This is a genomic window from Streptomyces sp. CA-179760 (assembly GCF_050937045.1).
GTDB lineage: Bacteria > Actinomycetota > Actinomycetes > Streptomycetales > Streptomycetaceae > Streptomyces.
This window is the reverse complement of the sequence record NZ_JBNJLZ010000001.1, coordinates 3,097,927-3,114,421: the sequence shown is the minus strand read 5'-3', so window position 1 is coordinate 3,114,421 and position 16,495 is coordinate 3,097,927. Positions and strand designations below refer to the sequence as shown.

Annotated in this window: 11 protein-coding genes; 4 read left to right on the top strand and 7 right to left on the bottom strand. The window is 72.4% G+C overall.

All coding sequences use genetic code 11. The features are described 5' to 3' along the window. Window positions 1-120: 120 nt before the first annotated feature. Together ACQEV8_RS13925 and ACQEV8_RS13920 are read right to left on the bottom strand one after the other, a co-directional pair. The gene (locus tag ACQEV8_RS13925; RefSeq protein WP_432960001.1) at window positions 121-2,058 is read right to left on the bottom strand and encodes an amylo-alpha-1,6-glucosidase; all 1,938 of its coding nucleotides are present in this window, start codon (window positions 2,056-2,058) and stop codon (window positions 121-123) included. Continuing rightward, on the bottom strand, window positions 2,055-3,479 hold the full coding sequence (locus ACQEV8_RS13920; RefSeq protein ID WP_432959999.1) for an MGH1-like glycoside hydrolase domain-containing protein: 1,425 nt from the start codon (window positions 3,477-3,479) through the stop codon (window positions 2,055-2,057). The genes ACQEV8_RS13925 and ACQEV8_RS13920 overlap by 4 nt, the downstream gene beginning before the upstream one ends. 121 nt (window positions 3,480-3,600) lie before the next feature. Here ACQEV8_RS13920 and ACQEV8_RS13915 point away from each other — a divergent pair, with 121 nt between their 5' ends. Together ACQEV8_RS13915 and ppdK are read left to right on the top strand one after the other, a co-directional pair. After that, a complete protein-coding gene (locus ACQEV8_RS13915) occupies window positions 3,601-4,839 on the top strand; it encodes an ROK family protein (protein ID WP_432959997.1) in 1,239 nt (412 codons plus the stop codon). A gap of 405 nt (window positions 4,840-5,244) precedes the next feature. Then, complete coding sequence (ppdK, locus tag ACQEV8_RS13910; protein WP_432959995.1) at window positions 5,245-7,992, top strand: pyruvate, phosphate dikinase; 2,748 nt, start codon at window positions 5,245-5,247, stop codon at window positions 7,990-7,992. A 122-nt stretch (window positions 7,993-8,114) separates the two neighbouring features. Here ppdK and ACQEV8_RS13905 read toward each other — a convergent pair whose 3' ends face one another. From ACQEV8_RS13905 to ACQEV8_RS13885, 5 genes are all read right to left on the bottom strand, one after another. Beyond that, window positions 8,115-8,633 carry an NUDIX hydrolase gene (locus ACQEV8_RS13905; RefSeq protein WP_432959993.1) on the bottom strand — a complete coding sequence of 173 codons (519 nt, stop codon included), beginning with the start codon at window positions 8,631-8,633 and terminating at the stop codon, window positions 8,115-8,117. Window positions 8,634-8,724: 91 nt separating this feature from the next. Next, entirely contained in the window at window positions 8,725-9,231 is a 507-nt protein-coding gene (locus ACQEV8_RS13900; protein ID WP_432972681.1) for an excalibur calcium-binding domain-containing protein, read from the bottom strand. 108 nt (window positions 9,232-9,339) lie between these two features. Then, window positions 9,340-10,497 (bottom strand): alkaline phosphatase PhoX, encoded by a 1,158-nt coding sequence (locus ACQEV8_RS13895; protein ID WP_432959991.1) that lies wholly within the window; start codon window positions 10,495-10,497, stop codon window positions 9,340-9,342. A gap of 165 nt (window positions 10,498-10,662) precedes the next feature. Next, complete coding sequence (locus tag ACQEV8_RS13890) at window positions 10,663-12,150, bottom strand: sensor histidine kinase (RefSeq protein ID WP_432959989.1); 1,488 nt, start codon at window positions 12,148-12,150, stop codon at window positions 10,663-10,665. Continuing rightward, the gene (locus tag ACQEV8_RS13885) at window positions 12,147-12,980 is read right to left on the bottom strand and encodes a response regulator transcription factor (RefSeq protein ID WP_432959987.1); all 834 of its coding nucleotides are present in this window, start codon (window positions 12,978-12,980) and stop codon (window positions 12,147-12,149) included. Before ACQEV8_RS13885 ends, ACQEV8_RS13890 begins: the two co-directional genes overlap by 4 nt. A 217-nt stretch (window positions 12,981-13,197) precedes the next feature. Here ACQEV8_RS13885 and ACQEV8_RS13880 point away from each other — a divergent pair, with 217 nt between their 5' ends. Further along, window positions 13,198-13,803, top strand: coding sequence for a carbonic anhydrase (locus tag ACQEV8_RS13880; protein WP_432959984.1), 606 nt, complete (start codon window positions 13,198-13,200; stop codon window positions 13,801-13,803). 955 nt (window positions 13,804-14,758) lie between these two features. Further along, window positions 14,759-16,468, top strand: coding sequence for a SulP family inorganic anion transporter (locus ACQEV8_RS13875; protein ID WP_432959982.1), 1,710 nt, complete (start codon window positions 14,759-14,761; stop codon window positions 16,466-16,468). Window positions 16,469-16,495: the final 27 nt, after the last annotated feature.

Below are 16,495 nucleotides of genomic sequence, written 5' to 3'. Positions count from 1 at the left end.
GTCCGCCTCCGTTCCGTACGGGGCGCCCACCAGGTGTGTTCAGCCCGCCGGGCCAGCGCTCGGCAAACACCCGGCAAACGACCGGCCAACCGTCCGGCCGGCCGTCCCGTCAACCGCCCCTCAGACGCCCCCGACCGCCGTGAGCAGCGCCAACGGGGCCGAGGCCGAGCGGGATTCGCGTACGCACGCGTGCGGGTACGGCACCGGCTCCGGGTGGGTGTCGCGGCCGTAGCCCGCGAGGACCTCGGGGAGCCGGTTGCCGGTCGCGGTCGCCGCGTCGACCAGGCCGCGGGCGATCGCGCGGGCCTCGTCGTGCAGTCCGTAGCGGGCCAGGCCCAGCGCGATCAGCGCGTTGTCGTGCGGCCAGACCGAACCGCGGTGGTAGGAGAGCGGGTGGAAGGCCGGCTGGCCGGCGGCCAGGGTGCGCACGCCCCAGCCGGAGAAGAAGTCCGGTTCGAGGAGGCGCCGGCCGACCTGTTCGCCGTACTCCTTGTCCAGCAGGCCCGACCAGAGCAGATGCCCGGCGTCGGAGGCGAGGGCGTCGACCTGGTCGCCGCGGCCGTCGAGCGCGAGGGCCGGGAAGGAGTGCTCCGCCATCCAGAAGTCCCGCTGGAAACGGTCGCGCAGGTCACCGGCCGCCTGTTCCAGCAGGGCCGCGTACGTCCCGTCCTGCCACACCGTGCGCGCGAGCCACGCCGTGCGGCGCAGCGCGTCGTAGGCGTAGCCCTGGGCGCCCGCGGCCGTCACCGGACCGTGGGGGCGGGTCCCCTCGGCGGAGCAGATGGCGCCGGGGGAGTCCTTCCAGTTCTGGTTGGCGAGGCCGCCCTGGTCGGCGCGGTAGACGAGGTACCCACGCGAGGTCAGACCGCCGTGGTCCAGCATCCAGCCGACCGCGGCGCGGGCGTGCGGCTCAAGGCGGCGGGCCAGGGCGGTGTCGCCGGTCTGCTCCGTGTAGGCGCCGAGGAGGACGAGGAACAGCGGCGTGGCGTCGACCGAGCCGTAGTAGCGGCCGTAGGGGACCTGGCCGAAGTGGGCCAGTTCGCCGTGCCGCACCTCGTGCACGATCTTTCCGGGCTGGGCGACCTCGTTCGTGCCGGCCTCCGTGGCCTGGGTCGCGGCGAGGGCGGGCAGGGTGGCGGCGGCCAGCCGGGGCCGGTAGGGCAGCGCGAACAGCGACGTGAGCAGGGCGTCCCGGCCCAGCAGGGTCAGGAACCAGGGGGCGCCGGCGGCCGGGACGCGCAGTTCCTCGCCGTCCGGGCCCTTCGCCGGGATCTGGAGCACGGCGAGGTCGGCGAGACCCCGGGAGCAGGCGGCGGCCAGCTCCGGCCAGCCGGTCGGGAAGGCCATGCCCTCGACGAACTCGCCCTCGCGGGCGAGCAGGTGCTCCCGCACGGCGGCGGGGGAGCGGGGTACGCGCAGGGCCCGCTTCTCGCCGTGCGGTCGGGCCATGACCCGCAGGACCAGCTCGGCGGTGCCGTGCGGTGCGAGCTCCAGGGTCCACACCAGGCGGCGGGCGCCGGTGCCGGTCTCCTCCACGGCGTCCGGCTGGGGCTCGGCCGTCACCGTCGTGCACGAGCGCCACTCGCCGCGCCGGTAGGTGAACTCCACGCCGTGGCCGAGGACCTGGCGGGAGCGGACCGCACCGGCCTTGGTGTAGGTGCGGTGGTCGGAGCGCAGCTCGAACTGGTCGGTGAAGTCGGCGTCGGCGGTGACCGCGAGACGGACCGTCGTCGGAGCCGGGCGGTTGCTGGTGATGCGCAGCGACTCCACGAACGAGGCGTCGCCGACGGCCTGTTCACGGAAGAGCGTGCAGGCGGGCGGCTCGTCGCGGCCGCCGCGCGGGACGAGGACGCAGCGCGCGGTGTCCCCGTCGGCCACCGGTGTCAGCGTGTCGGGCACGGCCCCGTCCACCGTGAGCTGCCACCGGCTGAGGTGCCGTGCGTCCCGTACGAACATTCCGTCCGGGGCGCTGCCGCCCCGGTAGCCGCTGATGTCGCCGCGGTCCCCCACGGCGGCGAACGTCCCGCCGTGCACGAGCAGATGATGCCGGTCCGTCATCCCCTGTCCCCTCCCTTGATCGCCGTGACGCCGTTTCTGTCCCCTGCGGGCCGGTCGTGCAGGAGGTCGAGCGTGAGCGCGGCGGTCCAGCCGAAGCCGGTGGCGCCGCAGGCCTGTGCCGTGTACGGGTCGACGTACTCCGCGAAGCCGGAGGCGCCGGCGGTGTGCAGGATGCCCTTGCGCAGGGCGTCGGCCCGGCCGCGATCACCGTGCAGCCGCAGACCGCCCTCCAGCAGCCAGTTGGTGTTGATCCAGGCCGGGCCGCGCCAGTAGCGGTGCGGGTCGAAGGCCTCGCCGAGCAGGTCGTAGCTGGGCACCAGGCGGGTGGTGCCGCCGAGACCGAAGTGCGGGCCGCACATCGTGCGGACCAGGCCGGCCGCGAGGTCGCGCGGGAGCGACGGCAGCAGCAGCGGGATCAGCCCGGAGACCCCGCGCTCGGGGATCAGCTCCCCGGCGCGCACGTCCCGGCACAGGAACATCCCGGCGGCGGGCTCCCACAGCCGCTCCACCAGGGCCGCCGTCAGCCGCTCGGCGCGGGCCTGCCGGGCCGACCCCGCCGCGCCCAGCTCGTGGGCGATCCGGGCCAGGGCGTACTCGGAGGCGATGAGCAGGGCGTTGAACGCCGGGTCCTCCACGGCGAACTCCCCCGCCCCGTCGGCGTATCCGCGGTCCCGGTAGTCGTTCGCCAGCCGCACGTACCGCCCGTAGTCCAGATCCGTCGGACGGCCTTCGGGGGAGCCGTGGTCGAGGTCGGCGCGGCGGAAGGAACGGGCCGGGGCCGGGGTGACCCGGGACAACGGACGGTCCCAGCAGGGGCTGTTGTCCATACCCTGCTCCCAGGGGTGCACGACGGAGACCAGCCCGCCCCCGCCCAGGTCGCGCCGGTGCAGCAGATACCGGTGCCAGGCCGCGAGGCGGGGATACACCCGGGCGAGGAAGCCGCGCGCCCGCGACAGACCCGGGTCGGCGAGGTGCACCAGCCACGCGGCCAGCGCGTGGACCGGTGGTTGCACGATCCCGGAGGTCTGTACGGTGCGCGGGGCGCCCGCGGTACGTCCCGCGGTCGAGGAGCGCCAGAAGTCGGGGCTCGGGAAGTACGCGTCGAGCGGGACGGAGGGGTTGAAGACGATGTGCGGGATCCGCCCGTCCGCCCACTGTGCCGCCAGCAGCGTGTCCAGTTCCGTCTGGGCGCGTAACGGTGAGACGTGCCGCAGGCCGATCGCGATGAACGCCGAGTCCCACGACCACTGGTGGGGATACAGGCTGCGCGAGGGCACCGTGGACGTCCCCGTCCAGCCGGCCTCCAGCACGGCGGCGGCCCTGACGTGCAGGGGCGGCGCGGTACCGGGCGCGGTACTCGACGGATCGTATGCAACGGTGCGTCCCGTGGGACGTAGGGCGCGTTGGGCGGTGCGGTCCACTCGGGGCTCTCCGAAAAGACGTCCGGCCGGCCGGTTCGGCTGCGGCTACCGTGGGGTTACGTCTATTTAACACGCAAAACCCACTATGTAAGGCAAGGTTGGGAAACACAAGGGGGTGGGCATGACCGGACAGCCCGGGAGAACGGGACAGAGGGCGGGACGAGGCGCCGGCCAGGCCAGCGCCGGCGAACTGCTCGAACTGGTGCGCAGCCGCCGCGCCGTGACCCGGGGTGCTCTGCAGCAGGCGACCGGACTGTCCCGGGCCACCGTCGGGCAGCGGCTCGACCGGCTGTTCCGCGCGGGCTGGCTGCGCGAAGGCGCCGGGGGGCCGGTGGACTCCCCGCTGGGCGGACGCCCCTCCATCACCCTGGAATTCGACGACGAGCACGCCGTCGTCCTGGCCGCCGACCTCGACACCCGGCACGCGCGGGCGGCCGTGCTGTCGCTGAGCGGCGAGATCCTCGCCGAGCACTCCGGCACCCTGGTCGTCGAGGACGGGCCGGACGCCGCGCTCGGTGAACTCGGCCGCTGGTTCGCCGAGCTGCTGGAGAAGGCGGGCTGCCCGGCCGCGTCGGTGTGCGGGGTCGGGCTCGCGGTGCCCGGCCCGGTCGACACCGAGACCGGCCGCGTCGTCCAGCCGCCGATCATGCCCGGCTGGGACGGCTACGGCATAAGGGCCCGGCTGGCCCGGGCGCTCACCGAGCACACCGGCGCCGCCGCCGTGCCCGTGCTGGTGGACAACGACGCCAACCTCATGGCGTACGGCGAACAGCGCACCGGCTACCCCGACTGCTCCGCCTTCGTGCTGGTCAAGGTCTCCACCGGCATCGGCGCCGGGGTCGTGGTGGACGGCTCGGTGTTCCGGGGCATCGACGGGGGCGCCGGGGACATCGGGCACATCCGGGTGCCGGAGGGCGCCGAGACTCTGTGCCGGTGTGGTTCGTACGGCTGTCTGGCCGCCGTCGCGAGCGGCGGGGCGGTGGCGCGGCGGCTGGCGGAGGCCGGGGTGCCGGCGGCCTCCGGCTCGGATGTGCGGGACCTGCTGGCGTCCGGGCACCCCGAAGCGGTCGGTCTCGCCCGGGAGGCCGGGCGCCGGGTCGGGGACGTGCTGGCGACCGTCGTGACCCTGCTGAACCCCGGCGTGCTGATGATCGCCGGGGATCTGGCCGGAACTCCCTTCCTGACGGGTGTGCGCGAACTTCTCTACCAGCGGGCGCTGCCCCGCTCCACGGCCCACCTGGACGTGGTGACCTCACGGCTGGGCGAGCGTGCGGGGCTGGTGGGAGCGGGTGCGATGGTCGTGGAGCATCTGTACGCCCCCGAGCGGGTCGAGGAGCGGCTGCGGGCGCTCGGGGTGTGACAGGGACATTTCGCCCCCGTCACCCGTCCGCATGGTGAAATCCGGCTGGCTGTGGCAGCGTGATTCTCGCCACCTCTGATAAGGGTTGCGCTCAGATGAGCGGATCTTGAGCGGCTGCACTTCTCCAAGGGGTGGCACTGAGTGCCACGCTTTGATCGTTCATCGATCGAACTCAGGCGTGCGAACGCCGCTCATGTGAGCGCTCGGTAGGCTCAAACGGAGGTTCATGCGTTCAAGAAGTGAACACATGCGGCTGTGATTGCTTGCCAAGCCTTGACTTTCGATCCGCTGGCGGACGAGTGGTTACAGGCGCATGACGCGCGCATGGACGTACCCAGACGCCTTCGATCTGGGTATGTTCCTCGCCGTCAGGGCAGCCACCGCGTCCTCGAGGAGTCGAGACCCGTGTCGGAAAACAAAGATCTCCCGGTAGCCGAGCAGGCCGCGAGCGTTGAGGGCGTGAAGTTCGTTTACGACTTCACCGAGGGCAACAAGGACCTCAAGGACCTCCTCGGTGGCAAGGGCGCGAACCTCGCCGAGATGACCAACCTGGGCCTTCCGGTCCCGCCTGGCTTCACGATCACCACCGAGGCCTGCAAGGTCTACCTCGACAGCGGCGAGGAGCCGGCGGCACTGCGTGACGAGGTGAGTGCACACCTCGACGCGCTCGAGGCCCGCATGGGCAAGAAGCTCGGCCAGGCGGACGACCCGCTGCTGGTGTCGGTGCGCTCGGGTGCCAAGTTCTCCATGCCCGGCATGATGGACACCGTCCTCAACATCGGCCTCTCCGACAAGTCGGTGCAGGGTCTCGCCAAGCAGGCCGGCGACGACCGCTTCGCCTGGGACTCCTACCGCCGCCTCATCCAGATGTTCGGCAAGACCGTCCTCGGCGTCGACGGGGAGCTCTTCGAGGACGCGCTGGAGGCGGCGAAGGCGGCCAAGAAGGTCACGGTCGACACCGAGCTGGAGGCGGCCGACCTCAAGAAGCTCGTCACCAAGTTCAAGAAGATCGTCAAGACCGAGGCCGGCCGGGACTTCCCGCAGAGCCCGCGCGAGCAGATGGACCTCGCCATCCACGCGGTCTTCGACTCCTGGAACACCGACCGGGCCAAGCTCTACCGCCGTCAGGAGCGCATCCCCGGCGACCTGGGCACGGCCGTCAACGTCTGCTCCATGGTCTTCGGCAACCTCGGCCCCGACTCCGGCACCGGCGTCGCCTTCACCCGCGACCCCGCCTCCGGCCACCAGGGCGTCTACGGCGACTACCTGCAGAACGCGCAGGGCGAGGACGTGGTCGCGGGCATCCGCAACACCGTGCCGCTCGCCGATCTGGAGCAGATCGACAAGAAGTCGTACGACCAGCTGATGCAGATCATGGAGACGCTGGAGAACCACTACAAGGATCTCTGCGACATCGAGTTCACCATCGAGCGCGGTGTGCTGTGGATGCTCCAGACCCGTGTCGGCAAGCGCACCGCGGGCGCGGCCTTCCGCATCGCGACCCAGCTCGTGGACCAGGGCCTGATCGACGAGGCCGAGGCGCTCACCCGCGTCAACGGCGCCCAGCTCGCGCAGCTCATGTTCCCGCGCTTCGACGAGGACGCGAAGGTCTCGCAGGTCGGCCGCGGCATCGCCGCCTCCCCGGGCGCGGCCGTCGGCAAGGCCGTCTTCGACTCCTACACCGCCGTCAAGTGGTCCCGCTCCGGCGAGAAGGTCATCCTGATCCGCCGCGAGACCAACCCCGACGACCTGGACGGCATGATCGCCGCCGAGGGCATCCTCACCTCGCGCGGCGGCAAGACCTCCCACGCGGCCGTCGTCGCGCGCGGCATGGGCAAGACCTGTGTCTGCGGCGCCGAGGACCTGGAGGTCGACACCAAGCGCCGCCGGATGACCGTCCCGGGCGGGCACGTCGTCGAGGAGGGCGACGTCGTCTCCATCGACGGCTCCTCCGGCAAGGTCTACCTCGGTGAGGTGCCGGTCGTGCCCTCGCCGGTCGTGGAGTACTTCGAGGGCCGGATGCACCCGGGTGCCGACGACGCCGACGAGCTCGTCGAGGCCGTCCACCGGATGATGGCCTTCGCCGACCGCAAGCGCCGGCTGCGCGTGCGCGCCAACGCGGACAACGCCGAGGACGCGCTGCGGGCCCGCCGCTTCGGCGCCCAGGGCATCGGCCTGTGCCGCACCGAGCACATGTTCCTCGGCGACCGGCGCGAGCTGGTGGAGCGGCTGATCCTGGCCGACACCCAGAACGAGCGCGAGGAGTCCCTCAAGGAGCTGCTCCCGCTCCAGAAGCAGGACTTCGTCCAGCTCTTCGAGTCGATGGACGGCCTCCCGGTCACCGTCCGCCTCCTGGACCCGCCGCTGCACGAGTTCCTCCCGGACATCACCGAGCTGTCCGTCCGGGTGGCCCTCGCCGAGTCCCGCCAGGAGCCGCACGAGAACGAGCTGCGCCTGCTGCAGGCCGTGCACCGGCTGCACGAGCAGAACCCCATGCTGGGTCTGCGCGGTGTCCGGCTCGGCCTGGTCATCCCCGGCCTGTTCACCATGCAGGTCCGGGCGATCGCCGAGGCCGCGGCCGAGCGCAAGGCCGCCAAGGGCGACCCGCGCGCCGAGATCATGATCCCGCTCGTGGGCACGGTGCAGGAGCTGGAGATCGTGCGCGAGGAGGCCGACCAGGTCATCGCCGAGGTGGAGGCGGCCTCGGGCGCGCAGCTCAAGCTGTCCATCGGCACGATGATCGAGCTGCCGCGCGCCGCCCTGACCGCCGGTCAGATCGCCGAGGCGGCCCAGTTCTTCTCCTTCGGCACGAACGACCTGACCCAGACGGTGTGGGGCTTCAGCCGGGACGACGTGGAGGCCTCGTTCTTCACGGCGTACCTGGAGAAGGGCATCTTCGGTGTCTCCCCGTTCGAGACGATCGACAGGGACGGCGTCGGCTCCCTGGTGAAGCTCGCCGCCAAGGCCGGCCGCGAGACCCGCCCCGACCTCAAGCTCGGCGTCTGCGGCGAGCACGGCGGCGACCCGGAGTCGGTCCACTTCTTCCACGAGGTCGGACTCGACTACGTCTCCTGCTCCCCGTTCCGCATCCCGGTGGCCCGCCTGGAGGCGGGCCGGGCGGCGGTCCAGTCGCAGGGCAGCGACCACCGCTAGACCCGCGGCCCGCCTCAGGGCCACCCAGGCTCCGGAGCCGTCGCGGTCCCCGACCAAGCCGATCGCGGCGGCTCCGGACTACGGAGGAGGACGAGGGCGGCACCTTGTGCGGAGGTGCCGCCCTACTGGGGCAGGCCTTCCCGCAGGCATACGGCGGTGCCGGTCAGTGCGGCGGTGTGCAGGGCGGTCAGGGTCGCCGGCTGGTTCGTCAGCGGGGAGGACTCCAGGTCGCTCAGGGCGAACAGGCCGTCGTCGTCGTGCTCCGCGCTGCGCATGACCGACAGCTCGGCCGGGAGGCGGCCGCCGTGGAAGTAGAAGTCGATGACCGGGCCCGTGCCGTTCACGTCGGCCCGGTGGTCGTAGCCGATGAGCCGGGGGTCCCGGTCGAGGAGGATACCGGTCTCCTCGTACAGCTCCCGGCGCGCGGCACCGACGGGGTCCTCTCCGTGGTCGAGCATGCCGCCCGGCAGCCCCCAGAGCCCGGCGCCGGGCTGGTGCCCGGCGTAGCGCAGCAGCAGGATCCGGTCCTCGGCGTCGAGGAGCAGAACGCAGGACGCGACGATGGTCTGCGGCAGCGTCTTGACCCACTCGGCGCGCGGCAGCACGGGCTGGGCGTCGGGGGCGGGCACGGTCGTGTCCACGGTGATGTTCCTTCCGTCGGCCGGGCAGCCCGTACGAGCTGCCCAACCGGAGGAACGGCCGGACGCACCGATGGTCACCGGCCCGCCGGGGTCACGTGTCGCAGGCGACCCCGTCGTTGTCACGGTCCAGGTGCGAGGCGTACCCCGGCTCACCACGGCTGATGGGGGCGGCACCGGCGGCCCGGACGGCGCTGCAGTTGGCGTAGTAGACGTCCGTGCCGCCGGAACCGCCGTCGTCCGAGCCGCTGTCGCCGGAGCCGCCGCCGGCCGCGGGCCGGGCGGTGACGGTGGTGGTGGCCCTGACGGTCTTGGTGGCGGTGACCGTGGGAGCGGGTTCCGGCTTCTTCGCCTGCGGTGTCGCGGTGGCCGTCGCCGTCGCGGTGACCGTGACGGTGGGCTGCGGCTTCGCGGCCGCGGGCTTCGCGTCGTTCGTCGTCTCGCCGCCACCGGCACCGATGCCCGCGCCTATGAGCAGGGCCAGGCCCAGGGCGGGCAGCATGTAGCGCTTCCTGGCCCAGCGGGGCGCCGGGCGTGCGGGCTGCGGCGCGGGCGGTGCGGGATACGGGTTGTTGTGCGGGTTGCCGTACGGATTGGTCATGGTCATCCCCCGGAGGTGTTACGTGAGGGGATGACCGTAGGACCCGGAAGCCCTTGATGAGGGCTGGGTGACCATTCTGTGATGATTGTGTGAAGTCCAGTCGTGCGACTACGAGCGGAACGGGCCCTTCACCTCGTACGTGATGCCGCCCGAGGAGCTGCCGCTCGTGCCGCGCTGGCTGGAGAAGTACAGGCGGGTGCCGTCAGGGGAGAACGCCGGGCCCGTGATCTCCGAGCCCGACTGGCCGTCGATGCGCAGGAACGAGGCGACGACGTCGTCCGGGGTGATGACGCAGACCTCCATGTTGCCGCCGTCCTCGGCGACGAAGAGGTCACCGGAGGAGGCGCCGGTGATGTTGTCGACGCCGGTGAGGGGGGCCGTGCCGTTGACGAGGGAGTCGTCGTAGGCCAGTTCGTACGTGTTGTTCAGCAGGTCGATCTGCCAGACGCGGTTGTCGCCCTTGGTCGTGAACCAGACGGTGTCGTTGGCGTAGTGGCAGCCCTCGCCGCCGTTGAAGGACTTCGAGCCGGAGACCTGGGAACGGGTGGCCGTGGGGGAGCCGTCCGGGTCGGGTACGTCGGCCCAGGTGAAGGAGCCGCTCGCGGCGCTGCCCGCGACCATGACCTGGAGGGTGCCGGACGACAGGTTGCCCCAGGTCGCCGGCACGAAGCGGTAGAAGCGGCCGTTGGTCTCGTCCTCGGTCAGGTAGATCGCCTTGCGCACCGGGTCGGCGGCCGCGGCCTCGTGCTTGAAGCGGCCCATCGCCGGACGCTGCACCGCCGCGTTCGTGCCCCACGGGTCGGTCTCGTAGACGTAGCCGAGGGACACCTCCTCGCAGGACAGCCAGGTGTTCCACGGCGTCTTGCCGCCCGCGCAGTTCTGGCGGGTGCCGGACAGGATGCGGTGCGCGCCGGTGATCGTGCCGGTCGACGAGAACTTGACCGCGCTCGCGCCGCCCGACGGGTTGATCTCGGAGTTGGAGACATAGATCCAGCCCGTGCCGTCGGCGTAACAGGCACCGCCGTCCGGGGCGTTGTGCCAGGTGTATGACGTGCTCCCGACCTGCTGGCCGGAGCGGGCGATCACGCGGCTCGTGAAGCCGCTGGGGAGTCTGATGCCGTTGGTGTCCGGGGAACCCAGCGCCCCGTAGGGGCCGGTGCCGGGCTGGGCCGGGGCCGCGTAGGCGGCGCCGCGCCACAGGGTTCCGCCCAACGCGGCCGAAGTGCCGCCGATGACGGCCGCACGCAGCAGGCTACGACGTTCCACTCTCACTCCAGGAGGTGCCGTACCGCCCTGCCGGCGGTCGACGGCAGGGTTGTGCGTGGGGGGAGGCGGAAAGGACGCTATGGGGGCGGGGTTGACGGGGCATGGACAACTTGTGGCCGCGGGACGGCATGCTGTGTGCCGGCTGTGCCATGTGCGGGACGGGCCTTAGGCGGGCAGCGCCGGCGCCTCCCGTCTCGGCCTTCTCGACCGGTCACCGCCCGGCCCGGGGCCCTCGACCGGCGGGAGTACGGACGGGAGGCGGATCACCACGTCCAGGCCGCCCGTCGCCGCCGCGTGCAGGGCCGCCTCGCCGCCGCTGGCATGAGCGAGCCGCTGCACCAGGGCGAGGCCGAGCCCCGTGCCGCCCTTCGGAGCGCCCGGGGCGCGCCAGAAGCGGTCGAAGGCGCGGGCGCGCTGCTCCTGAGTCATGCCCGGGCCCTCGTCGGTGACGTGCAGGTCGACCCAGCGGGGGCGGCTGTCCCGCAGGGCCCGGCGGGAGGGGGCCTGCAGACGCAGCTCGATGGTGACGGTGCTGCCGGCCGGGGACGCCCGCAGCGCGTTGGAGAGCAGGTTGTCCATGATCTGCTCGACGGCTCCCGGCACCGCGAGCACCGGGCCCACGCTCCCCGCGAAGAGCACGAGGGAGACGTCCTCCCGCGCGAACAACGGCTGCCAGGTGCGGTGCCGTTCCGCGCAGACCGCGCCCAGATCGACGGTGGCGGGGATGGCCGCGTGCTCCTCCAGCCGGGCCATCGCCAGCAGGTGCTCGACCATCCGGGCGAGCCGGTCCGTCTCCGTGATGGCGGCCGTGAGGCTGCCCCGGGCCCGGGCGGCGATGTCCGGCTCCAGGTTCTCCAGGCGCAGCCGCAGCGCCGCCAGCGGCGTCTTCAGCTGATGAGAGGCCTCGCCGGCGAACGCCCGCTGGGAGGCGAGCAGATGGGCGAACCGGGCCGCGGTGTGGTTGAACGCGGCGGCCAGGCTGCGGACCTCCGGCGGGCCCTTCGTGATGGTCACCGGGGTGAACCGGCCGCCGCCCTCGGCCAGCTCGTGCGTGGCCTCCTCCAGTTCGCGGATGGGGCGGCCCGTCCAGCGGGCGAAGGCGAAGCCGACCGCGGTGACCGCCGTCAGCACGGCGAAGCCGCCCAGCGCGAGCAGCAACCACACGTGGTGGACGCGCTCGTGCACCATGCGCGTGGGCACCGTCAGCCACACAGCGCCCACCGGCCGCGCCTCCTGGCCGACCGGCGCCGCCACCGACAGGTACTCGACGCCGCCGATGGTGGAGGTGCGGACGTCCACCGTCGAGGTGCCGCGCAATGCCGCCGCGATGCCCGGCCGAGCGGCCAGATTGCCGGACATCGCGGGGTCCCTGGGGTGGGAGGTGGCGAGCGACGCGCCCGAGGCGTCGACGATCACCACCTTCCCGCCGATGCGCTGCGCGCAGTGCGTCACCCGCTTGGGCAGGTCCCGCTCGGCCCGCCCCGCCGCGAGGGACAGCGCGGCGTACGCGGAGACCGACTCGGCCTCGTCCTTCGCCGCGTTGACCACCCGCTCCCGCTCCCCGCGCGAGTAGACGAAGCCCAGCGGGATCTCCAGGCAGAGCAGCACCAGCGCGGCGAGACTGAGGTAGCTGAGCAGCAGCCGGCGGGTCACGGAGAGGCCACCTGCGCGGCGTTCGGCCCGGTGTGCACGGACAGCCGGAAGCCGACGCCCCGCAGCGTCCTGATCCACGCCGGATGCCCCAGCTTGCGGCGAAGCGCGGCCACATGGACGTCCAGCGTCTTGGTCGGGCCGTCGTAGTGCGGGTCCCAGACGCGGTCCAGGATCTGCTGGCGCGAGTAGACCGCGCCCGGGTCCTCGCTGAGGAGCGCCAGCAGGTCGAACTCCTTGGGCGTGAGCAGGACGGGGACCTCGCCCACCCAGACCTGGCGGGTGCGGCGGTCCACCACGAGCGGGCCCGGGTCGTGCGGGGGATCGGGGGCGGGGTCGTACGAGGCCGTGGCGGGAGGCTCGTAGGAGAGTGCGGGGGTCGGTTCGTACGACGGCTGTGGCAGTGGCTGTCGCCGTGTGTCGGGGGTGGCCGGTGTGCCCGGTGCGGCCGGCGGCTCCGGGAACGCCCCCTGGGTGCGCTGCGTGCGCCGGGTCACCGCTCGGACCCGGGCCACCAGCTCTCGCACGCTGAAAGGTTTCGCCAGGTAGTCGTCGGCGCCCAGTTCCAGGCCCAGTACGCGGTCGGCCTCCTCGCCTCGTGCGCTGAGGATGACGATGGGGACGTCCGAGACCTGCCGGATGCCCCGGCAGACGTCGATGCCGTCCATGTCCGGCAGTCCCAGGTCGAGCAGGACGACGTCGTTGTACGGGCCTCTCAGCCCGTCCGTGCCCGTGGCGACATGATCGACCGTCAGTCCGAAGTGGCCGAGCCCCTCGGTGAGCGGCTCGGCGATCGTCTCGTCGTCCTCGATGAGCAGCACTCGTATGCCCATACGTCCTGTCTCTCCGTGAGCCGACATGAATCCGGGCAGCGTGAATTCGCATTCTCTGCCCTGGAGTTCACACGCTACAAGACGACCGTTCGTCTGTATATGCGGGGCAAAGAATGTTCAATTCCTGGCCGGGCTCTGGAGTTCGCTTAACCTTCCTCTGTAGGTCGGCCGTCTACGGTGGGGAGCAGAGAAAGAAACCCCAGCTCAGGAGGCGGAGTTGAAGGCACTGCTCGATCGGGCCCGCACGTTCAGGACGCGCATCGATTTCGACAGCGGCGAATACCGGAAACTGGCCGATGGGCAATATCCGGAGGTGTTGTTCATCACCTGCTCGGATTCGCGGGTCATTCCAGCACTGATCACGGGCGCGCGGCCCGGCGAGATATTCGAGTTGCGCAACGCGGGCAATATCGTGCCGCCCTACGGACGGCCCGGGGCCTCCGGAGAGGCGGCCACCATCGAGTACGCACTGGAGGTGCTCGGGGTTCAGGACATCGTGGTGTGCGGTCACTCACACTGCGGTGCGATGGGCGCGCTGAAGTCCGGCGACGACCTGTCCGCGCTGCCCGGCGTCGACGCCTGGCTCCGCATCGCCCGCCCGGAGCTGACGTCCGTACTGGAGACCGCGCCGGACGACCCGTCCCTGCCGGAGGTGTCCCAGGGCAACGTCGTCAACCAGCTCGCCGCACTGCGGAGTCACCCGGTGGTGCGGCAGCGGCTCGACTCGGGCCGGCTGCGGTTGCACGGCTGGTACTACGAGGTCGACACGGGGTTCGTGTACGAACGCGGCGACGACGGCACGTTCCAGGTGCATGCCGCGTGAGCGGGGCGCACGCGCGGGGACGGGGTGCTGCCGCACGGGGTGGCCGGGGGGCCGCTCCGGGGGGAGGCACGGCGGATCCGGGAGCGGCCGGGGCCCAGGGGGGTGTTTCGGACTGGGGGAGCAGCGGTCGTGGTCCGGGGCAGGACACGGGGAGTTGGGGGTCGGCCGGGGGTGTCGCTGACTGGGGGCCCGGCGATTCGATGGGAGGCGCTGAGGGCTGGGGGTCGAGTGGATCCGGGGAGGGCACGGGAAGTTGGGGGTCGGCCGGGGCTTCGGAGTCTGTAGCGGATTGGGGGGCGGGTGGTCGTTCGGAGGGTGGGACCGGCAGAGGGGTGAGCGGTCCTGCGACGGGGGCTGCCGCGGGCTGGGGGCGGGCGGTCCCGGGGAGGAGACGGGGAGTTGGGGGTCGGCCGGATCGGCGGATGCCGCCGCCGATTGGGGGGCGGGTGGTCGTTCGGAGGGCGGCGCCGGCTGGGGGGCGGACGGTCCTGCGGGCTGGGTGCCGGGCAGTCCCGGGGAGGGCACCGGGAGCCGGGGGCCTGCCGGGGCTTCGGATGCTGTCGCTGACTGGGGGCCGGGTGGTCCTTCAGAAGGTGGGGGCGACTGGCGGTCCGGTGGCTTCGCAGGGGGTGCCTCGGACTGGCGGGCCGGTGCGATGGACGGGCCGCCGGGAGGCGTGGCGGGGGAGCCCGGGGCCCGTCCGGGGGGTGGCCCTGGTGGAGGTCTGGTGGCGGGTCGGCCTTCCGGAGGACCGGCATCGGGCGGTCCTGGCGCAGGCCCGGGGCGTGGGCCTGCCGGAGGTCCGGCCTTACGCGGTCCCGCCGCGGGCCCGCATAGGGACGGCCCCGGCGTAGGCCCGGCAGGGGGCGGTCCCGGCGTAGGCCCGGCAGGCGGCGGCTCTGCCGGCGGTCCGGCAGGGCGTGCCGGGGAAGGCGGGCTGGGCGGGCTCGTCCGGATGGTGACGGGGGGCGCGAAGGGGGCGGGAGGCAAGGCCGGGGCCAAGGCTGACCTCGTCACCGACATCACCGCCTCGCTCGTCGTCTTCCTCGTCGCGCTGCCGCTGTGTATCGGTGTGGCCGTCGCCTCGGGGGTTCCGGCCGAGCTGGGGATCATCTCCGGGGTGATCGGCGGCCTGGTCGTCGGCGCGGTCAAGGGCAGTACGCTCCAGGTCAGCGGGCCGGCCGCCGGGCTCGCCGCGCTCGTGGCGGACACCGTCGCCGACGTCGGCGTGGCCATGCTCGGCGTGATCGTGCTGTTCTCCGGCATCCTGCAGATCGTCCTGGGGCTGGTGAAACTGGGCCGGATGTTCCAGGCCACCTCGGTCGCCGTCGTCCAGGGCATGCTGGCCGGCATCGGCGTGCCGCTGATGTTCAGCCAGGTCTATCCGATGGCCGACGCCAAGGCCCCCGGCGCGGCGATCGAGAACATGGCCGGCATTCCCGGGCTGCTGGCCGGCATCCTGACGAACCCGCAGGCGATGATCGCCACCCTGCTCGGCATCGTCACGATCGTGCTCAGCTTCGTGTGGAAGAAGGTGCCCGGTCCGGCCGGGAAGATCCCGGCCGCACTGGTCGCCGTGGGCATCGGCATGCTCGTCGCCGCGCTGCCCGGCGTGGACGTGAAGACGCTCCAGGTCGGCAATCTGCTCGCGTCCGTGAACCTGCCGGGAGCGGAGCAGTTCGGCGCGCTCACCGACGGGGCGATCATCACCGCCATCCTCACCTTCACGGTCATCGCGTCCGCCGAGAGCCTGTTCACGGCCGCCGCCGTGGACCGGATGCACAGCGGCCCGCGCACCCGCTACAACACCGAGCTGGTCGCCCAGGGCGTCGGCAACACCGTCGCGGGCGTCCTCGGCGCACTCCCGATCACCGCGGTCGTGGCGCGCAGTTCGGCGAACGTCCAGGCCGGGGCCAAGACCCGGCTCTCCCGCACGCTGCACGGCCTGTGGCTGCTCGCGTTCGCGCTGCTGCTGCCGCAGGTGCTCGCCCTGATCCCGATCTCCGTGCTCGCCGGAGTCCTCGTGCACAGCGGCTGGAAGCTGTTCGCGCCCGCCGAGTTCCCGAAGATGTGGCGGCAGGACCGGGGCGAGTTCGCGGTGATGACGCTGACCACGCTGGTCATCGTGGCGACCGCGCTGCTGGAGGGCGTGCTGTTCGGCGTCGCCGCGGGGATCGTGCTGGCCGCGCTGCGCATGTCGCAGACCGTGATCCGCCAGCACATGGAGGAGGACACGGCCAAGGTCGTGATGGCGGGCAACGCCACGTTCCTGCGCCTGCCGAAGGTGATCGAGGCGCTGGAGGCGGCCGCCGCGTCCGGAAAGCCGCGGATCCGGCTCGACCTGACCGGCGTGACGCACCTCGACCACGCCTGCCGCAACCAGGTCGAGGAGTTCACCGCTCAGCAGCGGGGACTGGGGCTCCGGGTGGAACTGCTGATGCCCGGGGAGGCCAAGCAGACCGGACCGGCCGGGTCCCGTACCGCCGCGTCCGTGGGGGAGGCCCCGGCCACCGGGCCGTTGCCCAGGCGGTCGGTCGCCGCCATGGGCGAGGAGCCGGCCGGAGCGGGGGAGCCGTCGCCCTGGCCCACCGCCGACGCCGAGTGGTTCTACCTCGACACCCGGCCCCTTCCGGAGGAGCAGTCCCGCTCGTCCCTCCTGGGATGACCCCCCACGCGGGACAGCCGCGGTGGC